Origin of the sequence: Bacillus sp. NMCN1, assembly GCF_002998085.1 — a bacterium.
GTDB lineage: Bacteria > Bacillota > Bacilli > Bacillales > Bacillaceae > Bacillus.
Genome location: NZ_PVQL01000001.1, coordinates 1,279,517 through 1,301,372, shown reverse-complemented (window position 1 = coordinate 1,301,372; position 21,856 = coordinate 1,279,517). Strand labels below are relative to the sequence as shown.

Here is a 21,856-nt window from a genome sequence, read left to right as displayed (position 1 = left end):
ATCACATCATGTTTAAAATCGGCTACCGAACGCTGAAAACAGCATTAGGAACAGCGATCGCTATTTATATTGCGCAACTGCTTGGCCTTCAAAATTATTCAGCTGCCGGGATTATTACGATCCTGTGTATTCAGGTGACGAAGAAACGGTCGCTCCTCGCATCAGGAGCCCGCTTTGCAGCATGCAGTCTTGCCATTTTATTTTCTTATCTATTTTTCGATCTGATTGGGTATCATCCTTTTGTGATTGGTCTGATGCTGCTAGTCTTTATTCCGACAACCGTTTTGCTTCGCATTAAAGAAGGGATTGTCACAAGTTCAGTCATCATTCTCCATTTATACATGTCCGGCGGGATTACCCTTCACCTCATTTGGAATGAGCTGCTGCTGATTACGATTGGTGTTGGCGTGGCACTTATCATGAACCTGTATATGCCAAGTGTCGATAAAAAGCTCAAACGCTACAGCGAACAGATTGAAGCCAACTTTGCAAAAATCTTTGAGGAAATCGAGCAATACTTAATGACAGGGAAACAAGACTGGACAGGAAAAGAAATACCAGAGACACATCAATTGATCAAAGAAGCGAAAGCTCTCGCATATCGTGATGTTGAAAACCATGTCCTAAGACATGAAAACCTGTATTATCATTATTTCAATATGAGGCAAAAGCAATTCGAAATCATGGAGCGTGTGCTTCCGAAAATCACGTCCATTTCCATCACAACAGAGCATGGACAAATCATTGCAGAATACATTAGAGACTTACGCGAACATATTCACCCAGGGAACACGGCGCATAAATTTTTAAGACGTCTCATTGATATGAAAGAAGAGTTCGATAAGCTTCCGCTGCCGCAAACACGAGAAGAGTTTGAGGCAAGAGCTGCACTTTTTCATTTCCTCGGGGAAATGGAACAATATTTGGTACTGAAAAGTTATTTTAAAGGGATGAAAGAATAGAGACGCATGAGTTCCTCCTTCATTGGTCAATCTAATGAAAAAAGGAGGAGCCTATGCGTCTTTTATTTTATACCGTATTGTCCATGTCCCTTTCGCCTATCTGGCCGCTCGGACAAAACCCGCTTCCTGGTGACCCGTTTGTCATTATTAATAAACAAACAAATGAACTTGCCTATATTGATCAAGGACAAATCCAAAAAATATATCCTGCTTCTACAGGGAAAACAGCGGATTTAACGCCAGAAGGGGAATTTACCATTATAATCAAAGCGAAAGATCCTTATTACAGAAAAAAGAATATTGAAGGCGGTGCGAAGAATAACCCTCTTGGCCGAAGGTGGATTGGATTTGATGCACGAGGAACAGATGGCAGAACGTACGGGATTCATGGAACGAGTGACGAAACATCGATAGGGAAATTTATCACGGCAGGCTGTGTGCGGCTTCATAATCAAGATGTAGAGCTTCTATTTGACCAGCTTCCGATTGGGACAAAAGTATGGATTACAACATCAAGCGATTCATTTGAAAAGCTTGCCAAAGACAAACAGGCCATTCGTTAATTGAACGAATCACCTGCTTGTCTGCTTTTATTGAAACCTTATAAAAAGGTTGCGGCTCCTGCTAAAAGTGAAGAAATTAACAGCAGGCTAATCATGAGCAATACCATGAATTTCATAAATTTCTGAGACATATCGCACCCCTATAACCAAAGATTTTTTGCGACGAACGCACCTTTCTTTATTCTAGCTGGTTTTTTCAAATGCGACAAGTGATCAACAAAGGAAGTGAACGGATGAATCAAATCGATCATATTGCCATTGCGGTCTTTTCTATTAAAGAAACATCTCAACTTCTTTATCAGCTGTTTAACTGGCATTTTTCAGACATACAAGAGATTCCTGAGCAGGAGATTAAAGCGTCCTTCGCTTCACTTGATGATGTGCACATTGAATTAATTGAACCGATGTCATCCAGCAGCAAACTACATACCTTTTTAACAAAAAGAGGACAAGGACTCCATCATATTGCGTTAAAATCAGGTGACATACAGGCTGACCTTAACCGTCTTGATCACCTTGGCGTGCAGCTTCTCCAAAAATCAGCACAGAAGGGCGCCAGCGGCAAGCAGATTGCATTTATTTCTCCGAAAGAAACGTCTGGTGTGTTATTCGAATTGTGCGAGCCCTTGAAAGGAGAGGAACATGGCAATGAATGAATCGTTCAATGACTTGTCTAAATGGCGGGAAAAAGCATTAATGGGCGGCGGTGAAAAACGAGCAGCGGCTCACAGGAACAAAGGAAAGCTGACAGTTCGAGAGCGTCTGCATGAACTTCTTGACGGGGGCAGTTTCATGGAAATTCAAGGATTTGCAACAGGCCGTATGTCAGAGCATATCGGTGACGGCGTCGTCATTGGAACAGGACTCATTCATGGAAAACCAGTATGTGTTTATGCACAAGATGCAACAGTGCATGGGGGCTCTTTAGGCGAAATACATGCCAAAAAAATTGCCTCTTTAATGGATCTCGCCGCTAAAAATCAGATGCCGGTCATCGGTCTAAAAGACTCAGGTGGTGCGAGAATTCAAGAGGGTGTGGTATCATTAGAAGGATACGGACAGATTTTTAAACGGAATGTGCTGTACTCTGGTCAAATTCCGCAAATATCGGTTATTTTAGGCTCATGTGCTGGAGGTGCAGTCTATTCTCCTGCTTTGACTGATTTTGTCTTCATGACAGAACAAACAGCTCATATGTTTTTAACAGGTCCGAAAGTAATAGAAAAGGCAACAGGAGAAACGGTCTGTCCTGACCGTCTTGGCGGTGCAAGTGTTCAGCATCAGACAAGCGGGAATGTGCACTATACTGGGAAAGATGAGAAGGACGTGTTAAAAGCGGTTCGAACACTTTTAACGTACATACCAACGAAACAACAGCCTGTCATGTATACTGGAGTTCAAAAGCATGACGCCGTTGATCCAGAGAGCATCTTGCCAAAGGATCCATCACGCACCTATGATGTCAAACAAGTGGTGACAGCGATCATCGATCCAGGCTCATTTTTTGAGACGCAGCCTTGTTTCTCAAAAAATATCGTCACAGGGTTTGCCAGATTACAAGAGGCTCCAATTGGTGTTGTTGCCAATCAGCCAAAAGTGCTGGCAGGAAGCCTTGATCTTGACGCTGCCGATAAAGCAGCCAGGTTTATTCGATTTTGCGATGCGTTTCATATTCCGATCTTAACGCTTGTCGACGTCCCTGGTTTTTTACCAGGGGAGAAAGCTGAGCATGCGGGAATTATCCGTCACGGCGCAAAGCTTTTATATGCGTACGCTGAAGCGACCGTTCCAAAAATCACGGTGATTTTAAGAAAGGCGTTTGGCGGTGCATATGTCGCCATGAATAGCAAGGGCTTAGGCGCTGACTTTGTTTATGCATGGCCAGCGGCAGAAATTGATGTCATGGGGAAAACGTTCGCAGACGAAATCGTTCATCCTGCTTCGCGCGAGGTTGAGACGGAGCCAAGTGTGTTAAAAGCGGCTCAGGCAGGGCTAATAGACGATATTTTCATGCCGGCTGAAACGAGAGAGCGATTGATTCGCTCATTTGATTTGCTTCGCAGTAAGGAAGAAGATAGACCGTTAAAAAAGCATGGCAACATGCCGCTATAAGAGGAGGAGCATCAACATGATCAATGAAAAACGTTTACTAGACGAATTTTTAGAACTAGTTCAGATTGATTCGGAAACAAAACACGAAGAGAAAATCGTGGAAGTCTTAAAAGAAAAATTCTCGCAGCTTGGTCTAAAAGTGGTAGAAGACGACTCAAAATTGGCGACAGGCCACGGTGCAGGCAACCTCATCTGCACACTGGAAGGAAGTCAAGAGGCAGATACCATCTATTTCACTTCTCATATGGACACAGTTGTTCCGGGCAATGGCGTAAAACCAGTCATTGAAGACGGCTATGTGAAGACAGATGGAACAACCATTCTTGGTGCTGACGATAAAACAGGGCTTGCGGCTATGTTTGAAGCCATCCGCGTGCTGAAAGAGAAGAATTTACCGCATGGAACGATTGAATTTGTCATCACAGCAGGTGAGGAATCAGGACTTGTTGGAGCAAAAGCGTTAGATCCGAAATTGATGACAGCAGCCTACGGCTATGCCCTTGATTCAGATGGCAAGGTCGGGACAATTATCGTAGCTGCGCCAACACAGGCGAAAGTACGCGCAACGATTTACGGAAAAACAGCTCACGCAGGTGTGGCACCTGAAAAAGGCGTGTCTGCGATTACCATTGCATCAAAAGCGATTGCCAGCATGCCGCTTGGCCGAATTGATGAAGAAACAACGGCAAATATCGGTCGTTTTGAAGGCGGAACACAAACGAATATTGTGTGCGATCAAGTCGATATTCTTGCTGAAGCACGCTCTTTAGAACCTGCAAAAATGGAAGCACAAGTAGCGAAGATGAAAGAAGCCTTTGAAAAAACCGCTAAAGAAATGGGCGGAAGTGCCGATGTACAAATTGACATCATGTATCCAGGCTTCAAATTCTCTCACGGCGATCAAGTCGTAGAAGTGGCGAAAAAAGCGGCTGCGAAAATTGGCCGTCCTTCAGAACTACAGACGAGCGGCGGAGGCAGTGATGCAAACGTCATTGCAGGAAACGGCGTCCCAACTGTCAACTTAGCTGTTGGATATGAAGATATTCATACGAAAAATGAGAAAATGCCGATTGAAGAATTAGTCAAAACAGCTGAAATGGTTCTCGCCATTATCGAAGAAACGACAAATCCATCGTAAAGGCAGGAGACTATGTGAGCACGCAAAAGATCATTATTTTCCAAGTGGGGCAAGAGGATTTTGGCATCAGTGTAGAGCATATTCGTTCGATTGAGAAGGTCCCTTATTTACAAGAAGTATCGAACCTTCCAAAAGAAATAAAAGGACTGATGTCTTTAAGAGGAGAGGTCATTCCTGTCAGTGACACGGGCGTGATGCTTCATGGAAAGCCTCTAGATGTGAACGAACAGTCCAAGGTGTTGCTATTTGAATTAAACGATCAAATGATTGGCTGTCTTGTCTCAGATGCAAAAGATATTATCGATATCGAACTAAGCGAGATCAAGCCATTTCATATGAACACGAAAGCCTCTGAATATTTCTTCGGCGTTGTGGAGAGAGAGAACAAGATGATTTTACAAGTGGACCCTAATAAGTTCCTTGGGAGAATTGATGACCTCGATCAACTGCCAGAACGGTTAAAAGAAGAATTGGCATAAAGAACATCCCCTTATCTGATGATAAGGGGATTAAGATTGTTGACAAAGAGCTAAAATGATCTAGGTTTTAGCCCTTTGTCTTCTTTTCAGCGTGATAGAAAACCTTTGCAGTCTAGGAAGGACGAGCACCGGAACGGAGCGAATTTGACATTCGTGAGTACCGGCGCGCAGGACTGACACCGAATGCGAGGGTTTGTCTACATGCTGCATCCCCTTATCTGATGATAAGGGGATTATTTTTATTCAGCAGCTGGGCTAGCTTGGTCGTTTGCCTCAGCTTTCGATTTTGATTTTTGGTACATGACATTTAAAATAATCGTTTGGATTGTGAGTAAGAATCCGCTTGTCATCCAGTATAAAGGAAGGGCAGCGGGTGCATTGATTGAAATAAAAAGCATCATGATTGGGAAAATCATGCCCATCACTTTGGCTTGCTTCAGCGCAGCCTCTGTCTGGGTGCCTGATTGCTTCGCAAATCTTTGCGTGACATAAAATTGCAAGAAATACATAGCGCCTGCAAAGATCGCGACCAATAGATCGGTTTGTCCTAAGTTAAACCATAGGAACGAATGTGTTGCGATCTCAGGTGTTGAGCGGATCGCTGAGTAAAAGCCAAGAACAATTGGAATTTGAATCAGCATAGGCAGACAGCCCATTGCCAGCGGGTTCACATTGTTCTCTTTGTATACTTTCATCATTTCCATTTGCAGTTCTTTTTGTTTTTCAGGTTCTTTCGTTTTCTTCAATTTACTTTGGATTTGGTCAATCTGAGGTTTCACCAGTGCCATTTTTTCCTGCATGACTCTCTGCTTCTTAAATTGATTCGCAAAAAGAGGGAAAATCAGCAGGCGGACAATTAAAGTCACGAACATAATCGATAAACCATAATCATCATGGAAGAAGTTCGCAAGCCAAATGATCAGCTCAGAAAAAGGCTGGACAAAATAATGATGGAAAAACCCATCAGAGCTCGTATTCGTTTGCCCACTTGCTGCAAACGCAGGTGAGGCGATCATCATTAAACATAAAGTCGTACAAATAGTCAATAAACGTTTCAATTCGTTTCCTCCTCATTCATAAAAAAATTTAATTAGAGAGAGGAAGCGAATGGTCTTCATCATCATTTGATGATCTTTTCATTCGAATGACTTTACTAATCCAAGTTGTAATGCGATCATATATGATAAACAGAAAGTCTGTTCGGTTCAATAAAGATGCGTTCAACTCTTCCAAACGATGTCCACCGAGGTGTTCGTTCATACGGCAGTCTTTTAATAAAAACGCAATGCCGATGGCCGTCAGCGCTGGAAGAATAATCGTAAAGAATTCAACAAGGAAAAAGACTTCATTGAATGTATCAATAATCATGATTATCACATCCATTTCATTACTCACAGTGTACTATACACCATATGAAATGTCTATTGGAACAAACATGAAGTCGATAGATTTAGGAGGCAGGCAAATGGCTGATTCTCAAAGGAAGGGTCGAATTATTTTTCATATTGATATGAATAGTTTTTATGCATCGGTCGAGATGGCGTATGATCCTTCTTTGAGAGGGAAACCTTTAGCCATTAGCGGAAATGCGAAAGAGCGTAAAGGGATTGTTGTGACGTGCAGCTACGAGGCAAGAGCACTAGGTGTAAAGCCCCCGATGCCGTTATGGGAAGCGAAGCGGCTTTGTCCTGGACTGATTGTCCGTACACCTAACTTTGACCGGTACCGCAGCTCCTCACAAGAGATGTTTACGATACTAAGAGAATACAGCGATTTAGTCGAACCCGTATCCATTGACGAGGGCTATATTGATTTAACGCATACGCCATATGCTGAGCATGCGGTGAAAACGGCTCATGATATTCAAACGAGGCTTGTAGAGGAGCTCATGCTTCCTTCGAGTATTGGCATTGCACCGAATAAATTTTTAGCGAAAATGGCGTCTAATTGGAAAAAACCTATGGGCATCACCATTTTACGTAAACGAGACGTTCCAAAAATGCTCTGGCCACTGCCGGCCGGTGACATGCACGGAGTTGGACAGAAAACGGCAGATAAATTGAAAACGATTGGCATTCATACCATTGAAGACTTAGCGAAAGCAAATGAGTATACACTAAAGGATTTACTGGGCATCAATGGACCGAGATTAAAGCAAAAGGCGAATGGTGAACATGACGGCATCGTGGACCCAGAAAGGATATACGAATTTAAATCCGTCGGTAATTCGTCAACCCTTCCTCATGATTCTGACGATCCAGATGAACTTGTCACTTTAATTGATAAGCTGTCACAATCTGTGAGTGCAAGATTAAGGAGAAAAGAAGTGATGGCAAATCGACTTCTCATCATGATTCGGTACGCAAGCTGGAAAAATATCACGCGAAGTGTCATGCTGACGAATCCAACGGATCGAAAGGAAGACTTATTTGAGGCAGCAAAGCAGTTATTCCTTAAACATTGGAATGACCAGCCGGTGAGGCTCTTAGGTGTGACGGGGACAGACCTTGTAGAACGAAAAGCAGCTGTTAAACAGCTTGATTTATTTTCCTATACAGAAGATGCAAAAGAAGAGCCTCTCCAAACCGTTTTAGAAGGGCTGAAAGAAAAATATGGAAAATCACTCGTTCAAAAAGGAATGACCATCAAGGAAAAAGAGAGCAAAACAAGCGGAACAAGTTTTAATAAAGACTTTTTTCAGGACGAAAGAGGAAATGACTAGCCTGAAAACTTGATAAAAGAGGTGGTGTTGTGGTAATTTCAAAGGGTACATCATTTCAGCAGTAATCAATATAGTGTGTTAGAAGGGACGTCAGAATTATGTCAAAACAACAAATCGGTGTGGTTGGACTAGCCGTTATGGGGAAAAACCTTGCCCTTAATATTGAAAGCCGCGGTTTCTCCGTGTCCGTTTATAACAGATCTAGCAGCAAAACGGAAGAGTTTCTCGAAGAATCAAAAGGAAAAAACGTTGTAGGCACATACAGCATTGAAGAATTTGTTCAGTCGCTTGAAACACCGCGTAAAATTCTTTTAATGGTAAAAGCTGGTGCAGCAACGGATGCAACCATTCAATCATTGCTTCCTCACCTAGAGAAAGGTGACATCTTAATTGATGGTGGAAATACATATTACAAGGATACGCAAAGACGTAATCAACAGCTTGCGGAAAGTGGTATTCACTTCATTGGTACAGGTGTCTCTGGCGGTGAAGAAGGTGCACTAAAAGGTCCATCGATCATGCCAGGCGGTCAAAAAGAAGCGCATGAGCTAGTGAAACCAATTTTAGAAGCGATCTCTGCGAAAGTAGATGGCGAGCCATGTACAACGTATATCGGCCCAGATGGAGCAGGACATTATGTCAAAATGGTCCATAACGGCATCGAGTACGGAGACATGCAATTGATCTCTGAATCATACTTTATCTTGAAGCATGTGGCTGGCTTGTCAGCAGAGGAGCTTCATGAAGTATTCTCTGAATGGAATAAAGGCGAGCTTGACAGCTATTTAATCGAAATTACAGCTGATATTTTCACAAAAGTGGATGAAGAAACAAACCAGCCGCTTGTTGATGTCATCTTAGATAAAGCTGGTCAAAAAGGAACTGGAAAATGGACGAGCCAAAGTTCTCTTGATCTAGGTGTCCCGCTTCCAATCATTACTGAGTCTGTTTTTGCGCGCTACATTTCAGCAATGAAAGATGAGCGTGTAGAAGCAAGCCAATTAATCGAAGGTCCTGAGCCAGCGCAATCAGCAGAGAATAAACAAGAGCTGATCGAAGCGGTTAGAAAAGCCCTATTCATGAGTAAAATCTGCTCGTATGCACAAGGTTTTGCGCAAATGAAAGCAGCATCTGATGAGTATAACTGGGATCTGAAATACGGTGAAATTGCGATGATCTTCCGCGGTGGATGTATCATTCGTGCAGCCTTCTTACAACAAATTAAAGAAGCATATGACCGTAACCCTGAACTGAAAAACCTATTGCTTGATCCTTACTTTAAGGATATTGCTCAAAGCTATCAATCATCCCTTCGTAAAGTCATTTCACTTGCAGTGGAGCAAGGAGTTCCTGTTCCTTCATTCTCAAGTGCACTTGCTTACTTTGATAGCTATCGCACAGCTGTCCTGCCAGCGAACTTAATTCAAGCACAGCGTGACTATTTCGGTGCACATACGTATGAGCGCATAGATAAAGATGGCGTCTTCCATACGGAATGGATGAAATAAAAATAGAACGTCAGAAGAACCTTACCATTGGATTGGTAAGGTTTTTTGTGTTTGCATATTTTCGGCTAAAAATGCGGAAAAGAGGGATGCTATGTAAAAAAGAAAAGAAAGTAGGGATCGAAGTGGGCATCTTATATGCACTTCTCCCAGCGATATTTTGGGGAAGTATTGTTCTGATCAGTGTCAAACTTGGCGGGAATGCATACCAGCAAACGCTCGGCATTACGCTTGGCGCATTTTTATTTTCAATTGCTGCCTTTTTCATCAAAATGCCAGAGCTGACACCGCTTATTTTTGCGGTTTCTGTGATTTCAGGCATCTTTTGGAGCATTGGACAAATGAATCAGCTTTCAAGTGTTGCGTTTCTCGGAGTCTCGAAGGCGGTTCCTTTGTCAACAGGCATGCAGCTTGTGAGCACTACTTTATTTGGTGTCATGGTTTTTAAAGAATGGCAAACGATGACGGTCATACTCATTGGTTCTTGCGCCATTTTACTGATTATTGCAGGTGTTGTGATGACTTCGCTCGGTCAAAAGAAGAATGGCGGCGGGAACGGTGGAGGCAATTTCAAAAAAGGGATCATTATTCTGCTCATCTCAACGGTTGGTTATGTCGGATATGTCGTCATTTTAAGATGGTTTCATATTGATGGCTGGTCTGCCCTCGTTCCGCAATCGGTCGGTATGCTGCTTTCATCCTTGGCGATTAGTCTAAAGCAGAACCCGTTTAGTAAATATACGTTTAAAAATATCATTGCCGGTTTGGTTTGGTCGACAGGAAATCTTGGGCTTCTTTTGGCCATTCCGCTCATTGGCGTAGCCGTAAGCTTTTCGATGTCACAGACAGGGATTGTCATCTCAACATTAGGCGGCATTTACTTATTAAAAGAGAAAGCATCCAGAACAAGCTTTGTCATTGCAGGCTGCTTGATGATCATTGCAGGCGGCGTGCTGCTAGGCTTTACAAAATAGGAGGGTAAACGAATGTATCCAGATTTAGAAGGAAAAACAGTCCTGATTACAGGAGCTGGTACAGGAATAGGGCAAGCGATGGCACGCCGGTTTGGACAAGAAAAAGCCAATGTGGTGATCAATTATTTCTCAGATCAAGAAAATCCGGATGATACCATTGCGGATATTCAAAAAAATGGCGGCCAGGCTGTGAAAATCAAGGGAGATGTATCAAAGGAAGAGGATATGCGGGCAATGATTGATAAAGCCATTCATTCGTACGGCAGCCTTGATGTCATGATCAATAACGCAGGTATTGAAAACGAAGTGCCTTCCACAGAAATGACGCTGGATAATTGGAACAAAGTCATGTCGACCAATTTAACAGGTATGTTTCTCGGCTGCCGTGATGCACTGAAGTATATGACAGATCACGGGATAGAAGGATCGATCATCAATATGTCGTCGGTTCACCAGCAAATCCCTTGGCCTCATTTCGTTCATTATGCAGCAAGTAAAGGGGGCGCCAAGCTGCTGACAGAAACGCTGGCACTAGAATACGCCCCTAATAAAATCCGTGTAAACAGCATTGCACCAGGCGCCATCGATACCCCGATCAATGCTGAGAAATTCGATGATCCAGCATTGAAAAAAGGCGTGATTGAACTGATCCCCATCGGCTATATTGGAAAGCCGGAAGAAGTGGCAGCATGTGCTGTCTGGCTGGCGTCAAAAGAGGCAAGCTATGTCACAGGCTTGACGCTCTATGTGGACGGCGGCATGACAAAGTATCCTGGCTTCCAGGCAGGAAAAGGATAGGGAGAAAGTCAAAGAGCGTACACACATGACGCTCTTTTTTTTATATAAAATACAGACAAATAAAATGAAATGTCTAGACATTTAAAAATAAAAATATATAATATTAAATGGAAGCGCTTTTATTACAACAATGGGGTGAGAGAAATGAAACGTATTTTATTAGCATGCAGTTCAGGAATGTCTACGAGTTTACTAGTTACAAAGATGAAGGCTCATGCCGACTCAATAGGGGACGAGGCAGAAATTTGGGCAGTTGGGCAAGATCAAGCGAGAAAAGAAATGGCGAATGCGGATGTTGTGTTAATTGGACCGCAAATGAGCTTTTTAAAAGGGGATCTTCAAAAAGAAGCAACAAAATACGGGATTGCAGTAGAGGTCATAGATATGCAGGCGTACGGGCTTGCCGATGGACAAAAAGCGTATGAACAAGCCGTTACATTGATGGAGGAATCGTAAAGAATGGAAAAGAAAACACTCGAAGGGCTCACGGAGGAACAAGTCAGTTTTCAATTGATCTTACACAGTGGAAATGCACGCAGCAAATTGCTTCAATCTCTTAAACAATTTCGAGAAGGTCAAGAAGGTGAGGCATTTAGTCTCATGAAAGAAGCGGAAGAAGATTTACGTCATGCACATGGTATCCATTTTCAACTCGTGCAGCAAGAGGCAGGCGGGGAGAAAACGCCTTTCTCCTTATTGCTCATGCACGCCGAAGATCACTTAATGTCCACCATTACGATCAAGGAGCTTGTGGGAGAGCTCCTGCCGATTTTCCAATCGCTTAAACAATAAAGGGTGTAAACAAGGGGGGAAACCAATGTTTGATAAAATAAGTGCCATTTTGGTTCCGATTGCTGGGAGATTGAACAACAACCGCTATTTAGGCGTATTACGGGATGCTTTTATGCTTGCGTTCCCGCTCACCATTTTTGGTTCCATTATGGTTGTGCTAATGAATTTGCCATTTTTAGATAAAATCATGAGTCAAACCGCACTGGAAGGAGTCCAGTCTGCACTGAATATCGCGCCAAGTGCGACCATCAGCATTATGAGCGTGTTTGTTGTATTTGGGATTGGCTACTATTTATCGAAAAGCTATGATGTGGAAGCTGTATTTGGCGGCGTGATTGCTTTAGCCTCTTTCTTGCTTCTGACGCCATTTTTACTAGAACAAGAAGGCGGTGCATCTATTGCAGGTGTGATCCCAGTCGATCGTTTAGGAGCAAAGGGGATGTTCCTAGGAATGATCACAGGCTTTTTGTCTGCTGAAATTTATCGTTATTTTGTCCAAAAGAAATTTGTCATCAATATGCCGCAAGGGGTTCCGCCAGCTGTTTCAAAGTCTTTTGCTGCACTGATCCCGGCTACTTTGACACTCACAACCTTTTTACTGATCAATATCATCATTACACAAGGCTTCAAAACAAACATGCATGACCTGATTTATCATGCCATTCAGGCGCCGCTTGTTGGACTTGGAAGCGGTATCATCCCGACCTTGATCGCTGTTTTCTTTATACAAATTCTTTGGTTCTTTGGGCTCCACGGCCAAATTATTATCAACTCTGTCATGGACCCGATTTGGAATACATTGTCCATTCAAAACCTAGAGAGCTACACAAAAACTGGTGAGGTTCCGAATATCATCAGCAAGCAGTTTATCGAAATCTATACGGTTGGCATGGGCGGAACCGGTATGACGCTGGCTGTTGTGTTTACGATTTTAATTTTCCTGAAAAGTAAGCAATTAAAACAAGTAGCAAAGCTCGGCTTAGGACCAGGATTATTTAACGTCAATGAACCGATTATTTTCGGTTTACCGATTGTCATGAATCCACTTATTCTCATTCCATGGATTTTGGCGCCAATGGTCATTACATGTATTTCTTATTTTGCGATGGCAACAGGCATTGTACCGCCGCCGACAGGCGTGAATATTCCATGGACGGTGCCGATCTTTATTAGCGGAATAATGGCAACAAATTCACTAGCGGGCGGTCTGCTTCAGCTGTTTAATCTGATGATTGTGTTTGTCATTTGGTTCCCGTTCCTGAAGTTTATTGACCGTATGAATGTGAAGAATGAAAAAATAACCCCAACGGAAAAAACGAAGACAACAAACATCAAAGGCGAAGGAGACTCAATACATGTCGATGGAAAATAACAAGCAATCATATACATTTCCAGAAGGTTTCTGGTGGGGATCTTCTGCCTCTGCCACGCAAACAGAAGGCAGTGTCCCTGGAGATGGTAAGGGACCGAATATTTGGGATCATTGGTTTGAACAAGAGCCGACTCGTTTTTTTGATGGTGTAGGCCCAAACGTGACATCCCAATTTTATCGAAAATATAAAGAGGATATCCGTCTGATGAAAGAAATTGGGCACAATTCATTTCGGCTGTCCATTTCATGGTCACGTCTTTTACCTGAAGGGAAAGGTGTGGTCAATGAAGAAGCAGTATCTTTTTACAATGATGTGATCAATGAACTGATTGCACATGATATTGAGCCGTTTGTGAACCTGTACCATTTCGATATGCCAATGGCGCTGCAGGAAAAAGGCGGATGGGTGAACAGACAGGTAGTAGATGATTATGTCAGCTATGCGGAATTGTGCTTTCAATTATTTGGCGACCGGGTGAAAAAATGGTTTACCCATAATGAACCGATAGTTCCTGTAGAGGGCGGGTATATGTATAGCTTTCATTATCCAAACGAAGTCGATTTCCAAAAGGCTGTACAGGTCGGTTTTCATGAACTTTTATCAAATGCTAAGGCGATTGCGGCTTATAAAAAGCTGCAGCAAGGCGGGAAGATTGGCATCATCCTAAATCTAACCCCATCTTATCCGAGAAGCCAGAATCCGTGCGATGTAGAAGCAGCTGAGATGGCTGATGCTTTCTTTAACCGTTCCTTCCTAGATCCTGCGGTGAAGGGACATTTCCCAGAAAAACTAGTAGAGGTCTTAAAGAAAGAAGGCTTTATGCCAAGTATTGAAGAAGGAGACCTTGAGCTCATTCAAGAGAATACCGTCGACCTCCTTGGGATCAACTATTATCAGCCAAGAAGAGTGAAAGCGAAAGAGCATATGCCGCATCCGAAAGCACCATTTATGCCAAATCATTATTTTGATGCGTTTGACATGCCGGGAAGAAAAATGAATGTGTATCGAGGCTGGGAAATCTATGAAAAAGGTATTTATGATATATTGAAAAAAGTTCAAACAGACTATGATAATATTGAATGCTTTATTTCTGAAAATGGAATGGGTGTCGAAGGAGAAGAGCGGTTTAAGGATGAAGAAGGAATGATTCATGACGATTACCGCATTGACTTTATTTCTGAGCATCTCAAATGGGTGCATCAAGCCATTCAAGAAGGAAGTAATGTAAAAGGCTATCATCTGTGGACGTTTATGGATAACTGGTCATGGTCGAATGCCTATAAGAATCGTTATGGATTTGTCTCAGTTGATCTTCAAGAAGACGGGAAACGAACCATCAAGAAAAGCGGATACTGGTTTCAATCGGTATCAGAGAATAACGGTTTTTAATCAAGATACTTGCTCTTTCCTTGAAAAGGGCAAGTATTTTTCTTATGTGACGGTAAGTGGATGAAACAAAAATGGCTGGTACCTTTTAAGCTCACTAGGCTTAGTGTAGAATGAGAGGAAGCTATGAAAAAACAAGTCAGTTGGTGGTGTGAGATGAAAAAGTACGAACTCATTTCAGAAGAAATCAGAAAACGAATAGGAACAGCATATTATCCAGAAGATCAACCCATTCCAGATGAAAACTCGCTTGCCGCTGAATTTCAATGCAGCCGAATGACGATGAAGCGTGCGCTCGATCTTCTCGTAGCAGAAGGTCTGCTCTTTAGAAAAAGAGGCCACGGCACATTTATTGTGAAGGCAGCGCTAAACCAAGGGGCTATTAATGTATCTGGTCATGAAAATAAAGGATTCACGAAAGTCATGGCGGACAAAAACGTCACGAGCCAAATCATTCGTTTTGATGTCCATTTTCCAAGCGAAGAAGTGGCAGCCCACCTATCCATTGACTTAACCACACCCGTTTATGACATCATCCGGCTCCGCCTCGTGGATGAGGAGCCATATGTATTAGAAAAAACGTTTATGCCGGTCAATGTCATTAAGGGCATAGATGAAGAGGTTTTATTGGGATCGATCTATGGCTACATATCAAATGAACTCCATTTAAAAGTGGCAGGAGCGCACAAGAAAATTAGAGCGGCTAAATCAGATGAGCTGGACCAGCAATATTTAGGCTGTGACCCAACGGATCCTGTGCTCGAAGTCGAGCAGGTTGCTTATTTAAACACAGGCCGGCCGTTTGAGTACTCCTTTAGTCATCACCGCTATGATAAGTTCGACTTTTCAACGGTTGAAATTACGAAAACAGGACGTTAAAAAAAGAGCAGAACCCCCGAGGGAGACTGCTCTTTTTTTATTTCATTTTATATATTCCACCAATGATATCCGTCTTTTTCTAGAAGCTGATCGGCTTCTTTTGGTCCCATTGAACCAGCAGGATAATTTGGTTTTAATGTTTTGTTTTCTGCCCATTTTTCAGAAATCGGATCAACAAAGTTCCAAGAAAGCGCCACTTCATCCCAGTGAGCAAAGTTCGTTGCATCGCCTAGCAAGCAGTCATGAATCAGCTTTTCATATGCTTCTGGTGTATTCATGATGTCGTTATAGTTTGTTTGGTAGTCGAGCTTAATCGGTTTCGCATACGTACCGCCATCAAGCTTGCGAGCGTTCAGGTGAAGGGTAATGCCTTCATCTGGCTGAATGTGAATGACGAGTAAGTTTGGATGCATGGAATTTCCGTTTCCATAGTACAGGTTCATTGGAATGTCTTTAAATTGAACAACGATTTGAGTAGATTTCTTTTCTAATCGTTTTCCTGTACGAATGTAAAATGGCACCCCGGCCCATCTAAAGTTATCAATGAGCAGCTTCCCTGCAACGAATGTTTCTGTGTTTGAGTTCGGGTCTACATTTTGCTCTTCAAGATAGGAAGGAACCATGCTGCCATCAACCGTACCAGCATCATACTGTCCGCGGACAAAGAATTGATCGACCTCATCTTTAGAGAAAGGACGAAGAGCGCGTAATGCTTTCCGTTTTTCGCTGCGGATCTCCTCTGTATTCAGCTTAATTGGCGGCTCCATTGCTAAAAGTGCCACCATTTGAAGCATATGGTTTTGGACCATATCTCTTAGTGCACCTGAACTTTCGTAATAGCGAGCCCGGTCTTCAACCCCTAATGATTCACTAGATGTAATTTGAATGTTTGAGATATATCGGTTTGTCCAAAGGGGTTCAAAGATGGCATTCGCAAAACGGATGACCTCAATGTTTTGAACCATTTGTTTACCGAGATAGTGGTCAATACGATAAATTTGATCTTCAGAGAATGCATCTCGAATTTCTTCATTTAATGTTTTGGCACTTGGCAGGTCATGGCCAAATGGTTTTTCAATGACAAGTCTTGACCAGCCGGTTGTTTTTGATACGCCTTCACTTTTTAGGAACTTTGCAATCGTTCCGAAGAATTCCGGTGCCATCGCTAAATAGAACATCCGGTTATTTGGGATACTGTACGTATCTTCAAGGCCTGCTAAAAGTGTGTTAAGCGATTGATAGGAAGCAGGGCTTGATACGTCAAAGTCGTGATAATAAAAATGCGAACTGAATTCCTCTATTTTCGCTTCTGCATCATCAGAAGAAACAGATTCTTTCACCACAGCTCTGAGATCCTCATGAGACCACGGACGGCGTCCAACACCGACGACGGCGAATTGATCACCAAGCTTTCCGCTATGAAAAAGTCTATGTATAGAAGGGTAGAGCTTGCGTTTGGCAAGATCTCCTGTTGCGCCAAAAATGACAATGACTGCTTTTGGATTGTTAGTTTCTGTATTCACGAAAAGTACCTCACTTTATTCGTAGCATTGTTGTAAAAACCAAGATTGTATGTACATTTTCTTTATTTTAAAGGTTCATTGTTCGTAAAGCAAACATTTGATTCGACTTTTTCTGCTCTCGTTTGACTTTTTTCGAAAATTCCGCTGAATTCACATTTACCTTGTCTTCATGTATTCTATATGAATGAAGATATTGTATACCGGCTTTAGGAGGAAAAGTAATGGAACTGCTCTTTTTAGGAACAGGTGCAGGCATTCCTGCAAAAACTAGAAACGTCACTTGCACAGCGCTAAAGCTTTTAGAAGAAAGAAAAGCAGTGTGGCTTTTTGATTGCGGAGAAGCGACGCAGCATCAAATATTACATACAACGATTAAACCGAGAAAGATCGAGAAAATATTTATCACTCATATGCATGGTGATCATGTATACGGTCTCCCAGGACTGCTTGGCAGCAGATCCTTTCAAGGCGGAGAGGATGAACTAACGATCTATGGGCCTAAGGGCATCAAAGCGTTTGTGAACGCAGCACTTTCAGCTACACAAACGCATTTGACGTATCCGCTGCATATCATAGAGATAGATGAAGGGATCATATTTGAAGATGATACCTTTCAAGTAGAAGCAAGACGAGTATCTCACGGTATTCCAGCTTACGGCTATCGGGTAGTGGAAAAAGATGTACCAGGTGCATTAAAAGCCGAAGACCTAAAAGAAATCGGTGTAAAACCTGGACCTTTGTATCAAAAGTTAAAAAATGGGGAAACCGTGACACTCGAAGATGGAAGAATCATTGATGGAACCGATTATTTGGAACCCCCTAAAAAAGGGAGAATCGTTGCATTTTCAGGAGATACCCGTTTATGCGAGAATATAACAAGGCTTGCCAAAGATGCGGATGTGTTAGTCCATGAAGCAACATTCGGTAAAGAAGATGCTGATCTAGCCTACAATTATTATCACAGCACGACAGAACAAGCAGCGAAAACGGCGCAGGAAGCAGGCGCAAAAAGATTAATTTTGACCCATATTAGTGCACGTTACCAAGGAGAAGAGGCACTGAAACAACTATTGAAAGAAGCCCGCGATATATTCCCGCTGACAGAAGCTGCACATGATTTCTTTTCTTTTTCCATTGACCGCACGCTGTAAAAATTGGATGAATCGTCAAAAAAAGTTGTGTGATTTTTTTGATATTTATAATGACTCTCTTTTTCAGGTAGTGGTAAAATGGTGAAGAAAAAACAAATGACGAATGAAACTATGAAGAATACGGGAGGCACAATCAAAGATGAGCGGTTTTACAGCGTTAAGTGAAGCAGAATTAAATGACCTATATGCAGCACTACAAAATGAGTACGAAACTTATAAAAGTAAAAACTTACACTTAGACATGTCTAGAGGAAAACCTTCACCAAAACAGCTCGATTTGTCTATGGGCATGCTCGATGTTGTGACATCAAAGGATGCGATGACTGCTGAAGATGGCACAGATGTGCGAAACTATGGCGGCTTGACAGGGCTTCCTGAAACGAAGACATTTTTTGCAGATGTACTCAATCTGAAGCCAGAACAAATCATCATCGGCGGTAATTCCAGCCTTAATATGATGCACGATACCATTGCCCGTGCCATGACTCACGGCGTATATGACAGCAAAACACCTTGGGGAAAGCTGCCAAAAGTAAAATTCCTTGCACCAAGCCCAGGATATGACCGTCACTTTGCCATTTGTGAGCTATTTAACATAGAGATGATCACAGTCGATATGAAGGCTGATGGACCTGATATGGATCAGGTAGAAAAATTGGTCGCAGAAGATGAAGCGATTAAAGGCATTTGGTGTGTACCAAAATATAGCAACCCAGATGGCATTACGTATTCAGATGAGGTTGTTGACCGCCTCGCTTCTATGAAAACAAAAGCAGACGACTTCCGCATTTTTTGGGATGATGCATACGCAGTCCATCATCTAACTGATACGCCTGATACGTTAAAAGATATTTTTCAAGCAGTAGAGGAAGCAGGGCACCCAAATCGTGTGTTTATGTTTGCGTCTACTTCTAAAATTACATTCCCAGGATCAGGTATTGCACTGATGGCGTCTAGCCCGGACAATGTAAGCTTCACTCAAAAGCAATTATCGGTTCAAACGATCGGACCAGACAAAATCAATCAATTAAGACATCTTCGTTTCTTCAAGAATCCAGAAGGCTTGAAGGAACATATGAAAAAACATGCAGCGATCATTAAGCCAAAGTTTGACCTCGTTCTTTCCATTCTTGATGAAACACTTGGCGGGAAAGACATTGCTGAATGGCACAAGCCAAATGGCGGATATTTCATTAGTTTAAATACGCTCGATCATTGTGCAAAAGCTGTTGTGCAAAAGGCAAAAGAAGCAGGTGTTACAATGACAGGTGCAGGCGCGACATATCCTTATGGAAAAGACCCGCTTGATCGTAACATTCGCATTGCGCCAACGTTCCCAACACTTGAAGAGCTAGAGCAAGCGATTGACATCTTTACATTATGTGTTCAGCTTGTCAGCATTGAAAAGCTGCTTTCTAAAAAAAGTCAGTCTGCTCCAACGGCATAAAGAAAAGAAAACTCCTTGACTGATAAGGAGTTTTTGTTTTTAATTGGCTGTTTGATAATAGGAAACAGGTTGTTTGGCTGCGCACCATACATCATAGATCGCAAGCTGCACAATATGCGGTTCATCATGATGAATATAGTGCGAGCTGTTCTGCGCCTGAATCCATCCGCTTTGGGATGACAAAGACAGCATCCGTTTATGAAGTCTGAGCCAAGCTTCATGCGCTGGATGAAACAATCGGCTCTTACCTGATGAAATGACAAGGAGCGGCATCATCCCATAATGGGTTTGCTCCTCTTTCATTGTACTTAGCATTTGCTGAAAGTCCTCATGCGTACATTCTGCTGTGAATTGCGCCATATATGAGGTGCGTTCTTCCTTTGATAAAAGCGGCAGGATGACCTGTTCTTGCTCCTCACTTGCTGGGTCTAACATCACCATGCCAATGACGTCATCTCCTCTGCGACTTGCCCATAACCGGCTGACAAGAGAGCCAAATGAGTGAGCCACAATGAGAAAGGGCGGCTGAATATTGGCTTCTTCTAGCAGCGCATCTAAATCATCTGCAAGATCATGCAATGTTCTTCCTTCACTGCTGTCACTGCTCTTTCCATTTCCTAATCGATCGTATAAGAAAACCCCAAGCTCAGGATCAATATCGCGGACCATATTCGACCACGTATCACCCGAAATGCCGTAGCCTGCTTCAAAGATAATGGTGGCTTGCCTTTTGCCTTGACGATGTTTTGTATAAAAATGATGTCCATCTATATGATACATTCTTTCAATCATTGCCGAGTTCATTCCTCCATCTCCTCTAAGTGGTTCTTTAGCTAAAAGACGGCACAAAAGGCTGATATGTTTCTCTTAAAAACAAAAAAGATGCCTATTTCAAAAAATAGACACCTTTTTTCTATGAGCTTTTACCAAGCGCGGTCATATTGACGCGGGCCTTCGATAGATGTACGAAGTTCTTGAGCAGCTGTTTTTGGAAAGTATGGATCCCGTAAAAATTCTCTGCCTATAAAGATTAAGTCTGCACGCTGATTTCGTAAAATTTCCTCTGCCTGTACACCAGATGTGATCAGACCGACTGCCCCTGTTTGAATACCGGCACCTTCTTTTATTTTTTCTGCGAAGGTCACTTGGTAGCCAGGGAATGTGTTGATTTTCGCCTGTACGACAGCGCCTGAGCTGACATCGATTAAGTCGACACCTTGTTCCTTCAGCCATGTAGCAATGCCAATGTAATCTGCAATATCAAGTCCTTTTGTCGTGTAATCAGAAGCAGACACACGGACAAATAATGGTCCGTCCCATACTTCATTGACTGCATCGATGACTTCTCTTAAGAAACGATAACGGTTCTCTGGTGAACCGCCATAGTCATCTGTTCGATGATTTGCCAGCGGTGAAAGAAATTCATTGATCAAATAGCCATGCGCCCCATGAATTTCAATGATGTCAAAGCCGGCCTTTTTTGCTCGGACAGCTGCATCCTGAAACGCCTGAACGGTATCTTTGATTTGATCGATAGACATCTGGGCAGGGGTTTTAGACTGTTCATCAAATGGAATGCTTGATGGTGCCAGGATGTCACCACCTAGTTCAGCCTTACGCCCTGCATGAGCTAGCTGGATAGCTGTCTTGGTTCCGTATGCTTTGATTTGTTCGTTTAATGAAGCAAATCCTTCAATGTGCTCATCACTCCAAATACCGAGGTCTTGATCACTAATTCTTCCCTCGGGAGAAACAGCACTTGCCTCCACCATGATCAGGCCAGCCTGACCTTGGGCACGGGAAATATAATGTGTAAAGTGGAAAGGCTGTAATTTCCCATCATGGTCATAGGATGAATACATACACATCGGGGACATCACGATGCGGTTTTTCAGTGTAACACCTTTTAATGTCCAAGGTGAAAAGAGTTTTGTTTCCAAATACCTTCGCCTCCTCATGGAATTGTATAGCCGATTATAACAGCCATTCAAACTTTCGTCATAAAAGGTGCTCAAAGAATATAGCTTTTATACGCGTTTTTGTATAATGGAG

23 protein-coding genes are annotated in these 21,856 nt (G+C 42.6%); 17 read left to right on the top strand and 6 right to left on the bottom strand.

Features of this window, described 5'->3' with window-relative positions:
- The first annotated feature begins 8 nt into the window (after positions 1–8).
- Together C6W21_RS06900 and C6W21_RS06895 are read left to right on the top strand one after the other, a co-directional pair.
- Entirely contained in the window at positions 9–962 is a 954-nt protein-coding gene (locus C6W21_RS06900) for an aromatic acid exporter family protein (protein WP_106049761.1), read from the top strand.
- Positions 963–1,015: 53 nt separating this feature from the next.
- Complete coding sequence (locus C6W21_RS06895) at positions 1,016–1,525, top strand: L,D-transpeptidase (protein ID WP_106049760.1); 510 nt, start codon at positions 1,016–1,018, stop codon at positions 1,523–1,525.
- Positions 1,526–1,563: 38 nt separating this feature from the next.
- Here the strand turns inward: C6W21_RS06895 and prli42 are convergent, their stop codons facing one another.
- A complete protein-coding gene (prli42, locus tag C6W21_RS18920; RefSeq protein ID WP_149865350.1) occupies positions 1,564–1,656 on the bottom strand; it encodes a stressosome-associated protein Prli42 in 93 nt (30 codons plus the stop codon).
- A 102-nt stretch (positions 1,657–1,758) separates the two neighbouring features.
- On the opposite strand from prli42, the gene mce reads away from it, so the two are divergent.
- From mce to C6W21_RS06875, 4 genes are read left to right on the top strand one after another with little or no spacing between them, the layout of a single operon-like run.
- Positions 1,759–2,181 (top strand): methylmalonyl-CoA epimerase, encoded by a 423-nt coding sequence (gene mce, locus C6W21_RS06890; protein ID WP_106049759.1) that lies wholly within the window; start codon positions 1,759–1,761, stop codon positions 2,179–2,181.
- Complete coding sequence (locus tag C6W21_RS06885; RefSeq protein ID WP_189318151.1) at positions 2,168–3,637, top strand: acyl-CoA carboxylase subunit beta; 1,470 nt, start codon at positions 2,168–2,170, stop codon at positions 3,635–3,637. Before mce ends, C6W21_RS06885 begins: the two co-directional genes overlap by 14 nt.
- Before the next feature lie 16 nt (positions 3,638–3,653).
- The gene (locus C6W21_RS06880; protein WP_106049758.1) at positions 3,654–4,775 is read left to right on the top strand and encodes a M20/M25/M40 family metallo-hydrolase; all 1,122 of its coding nucleotides are present in this window, start codon (positions 3,654–3,656) and stop codon (positions 4,773–4,775) included.
- A 14-nt stretch (positions 4,776–4,789) separates the two neighbouring features.
- Positions 4,790–5,254 (top strand): chemotaxis protein CheW, encoded by a 465-nt coding sequence (locus C6W21_RS06875; protein WP_034661215.1) that lies wholly within the window; start codon positions 4,790–4,792, stop codon positions 5,252–5,254.
- A 239-nt stretch (positions 5,255–5,493) separates the two neighbouring features.
- Here C6W21_RS06875 and C6W21_RS06870 read toward each other — a convergent pair whose 3' ends face one another.
- Positions 5,494–6,312, bottom strand: a complete 819-nt coding sequence (locus C6W21_RS06870; RefSeq protein ID WP_106049757.1) for a membrane protein insertase YidC — start codon at positions 6,310–6,312, stop codon at positions 5,494–5,496.
- 28 nt (positions 6,313–6,340) lie between these two features.
- A complete protein-coding gene (locus C6W21_RS06865) occupies positions 6,341–6,622 on the bottom strand; it encodes a hypothetical protein (RefSeq protein WP_106049756.1) in 282 nt (93 codons plus the stop codon).
- A gap of 97 nt (positions 6,623–6,719) precedes the next feature.
- Between C6W21_RS06865 and C6W21_RS06860 the strand changes: the two genes are divergently transcribed.
- The 9 genes from C6W21_RS06860 (at position 6,720) to C6W21_RS06820 (ending at position 15,683) form a co-directional block, all read left to right on the top strand.
- On the top strand, positions 6,720–7,976 hold the full coding sequence (locus C6W21_RS06860) for a DNA polymerase IV (RefSeq protein WP_106049755.1): 1,257 nt from the start codon (positions 6,720–6,722) through the stop codon (positions 7,974–7,976).
- Positions 7,977–8,074: 98 nt separating this feature from the next.
- Positions 8,075–9,484: an NADP-dependent phosphogluconate dehydrogenase gene (gndA, locus tag C6W21_RS06855; protein ID WP_106049754.1), complete on the top strand. Its 1,410-nt coding sequence runs from the start codon at positions 8,075–8,077 to the stop codon at positions 9,482–9,484.
- A 122-nt stretch (positions 9,485–9,606) separates the two neighbouring features.
- A complete protein-coding gene (locus C6W21_RS06850; protein ID WP_034661991.1) occupies positions 9,607–10,455 on the top strand; it encodes a GRP family sugar transporter in 849 nt (282 codons plus the stop codon).
- A gap of 12 nt (positions 10,456–10,467) precedes the next feature.
- A complete protein-coding gene (locus tag C6W21_RS06845; protein ID WP_106056068.1) occupies positions 10,468–11,253 on the top strand; it encodes a glucose 1-dehydrogenase in 786 nt (261 codons plus the stop codon).
- Positions 11,254–11,397: 144 nt separating this feature from the next.
- The gene (locus tag C6W21_RS06840) at positions 11,398–11,709 is read left to right on the top strand and encodes a PTS sugar transporter subunit IIB (RefSeq protein WP_003215713.1); all 312 of its coding nucleotides are present in this window, start codon (positions 11,398–11,400) and stop codon (positions 11,707–11,709) included.
- 3 nt (positions 11,710–11,712) lie between these two features.
- Positions 11,713–12,045 carry a PTS sugar transporter subunit IIA gene (locus C6W21_RS06835; protein ID WP_034661208.1) on the top strand — a complete coding sequence of 111 codons (333 nt, stop codon included), beginning with the start codon at positions 11,713–11,715 and terminating at the stop codon, positions 12,043–12,045.
- A gap of 25 nt (positions 12,046–12,070) precedes the next feature.
- Positions 12,071–13,417: a PTS cellobiose transporter subunit IIC gene (gene celB / locus C6W21_RS06830; RefSeq protein ID WP_034661207.1), complete on the top strand. Its 1,347-nt coding sequence runs from the start codon at positions 12,071–12,073 to the stop codon at positions 13,415–13,417.
- Positions 13,401–14,807: a glycoside hydrolase family 1 protein gene (locus tag C6W21_RS06825; RefSeq protein ID WP_106056066.1), complete on the top strand. Its 1,407-nt coding sequence runs from the start codon at positions 13,401–13,403 to the stop codon at positions 14,805–14,807. Before celB ends, C6W21_RS06825 begins: the two co-directional genes overlap by 17 nt.
- A gap of 153 nt (positions 14,808–14,960) precedes the next feature.
- Positions 14,961–15,683 carry a GntR family transcriptional regulator gene (locus C6W21_RS06820; RefSeq protein WP_034661205.1) on the top strand — a complete coding sequence of 241 codons (723 nt, stop codon included), beginning with the start codon at positions 14,961–14,963 and terminating at the stop codon, positions 15,681–15,683.
- A 47-nt stretch (positions 15,684–15,730) separates the two neighbouring features.
- On the opposite strand, the gene zwf is transcribed toward C6W21_RS06820, so the two are convergent.
- Positions 15,731–17,206, bottom strand: coding sequence for a glucose-6-phosphate dehydrogenase (gene zwf, locus C6W21_RS06815; protein ID WP_034661204.1), 1,476 nt, complete (start codon positions 17,204–17,206; stop codon positions 15,731–15,733).
- Between the two features lie 221 nt (positions 17,207–17,427).
- Here zwf and rnz point away from each other — a divergent pair, with 221 nt between their 5' ends.
- Together rnz and C6W21_RS06805 are read left to right on the top strand one after the other, a co-directional pair.
- A complete protein-coding gene (gene rnz / locus C6W21_RS06810; protein WP_034661203.1) occupies positions 17,428–18,357 on the top strand; it encodes a ribonuclease Z in 930 nt (309 codons plus the stop codon).
- 139 nt (positions 18,358–18,496) lie between these two features.
- The gene (locus C6W21_RS06805; RefSeq protein ID WP_066030694.1) at positions 18,497–19,804 is read left to right on the top strand and encodes an aspartate aminotransferase type Ic; all 1,308 of its coding nucleotides are present in this window, start codon (positions 18,497–18,499) and stop codon (positions 19,802–19,804) included.
- 39 nt (positions 19,805–19,843) lie between these two features.
- Here C6W21_RS06805 and C6W21_RS06800 read toward each other — a convergent pair whose 3' ends face one another.
- Positions 19,844–20,608, bottom strand: coding sequence for an alpha/beta fold hydrolase (locus C6W21_RS06800; RefSeq protein ID WP_106036845.1), 765 nt, complete (start codon positions 20,606–20,608; stop codon positions 19,844–19,846).
- A gap of 119 nt (positions 20,609–20,727) precedes the next feature.
- Entirely contained in the window at positions 20,728–21,744 is a 1,017-nt protein-coding gene (gene namA, locus C6W21_RS06795) for an NADPH dehydrogenase NamA (protein WP_106056064.1), read from the bottom strand.
- Positions 21,745–21,856 lie beyond the last annotated feature (112 nt).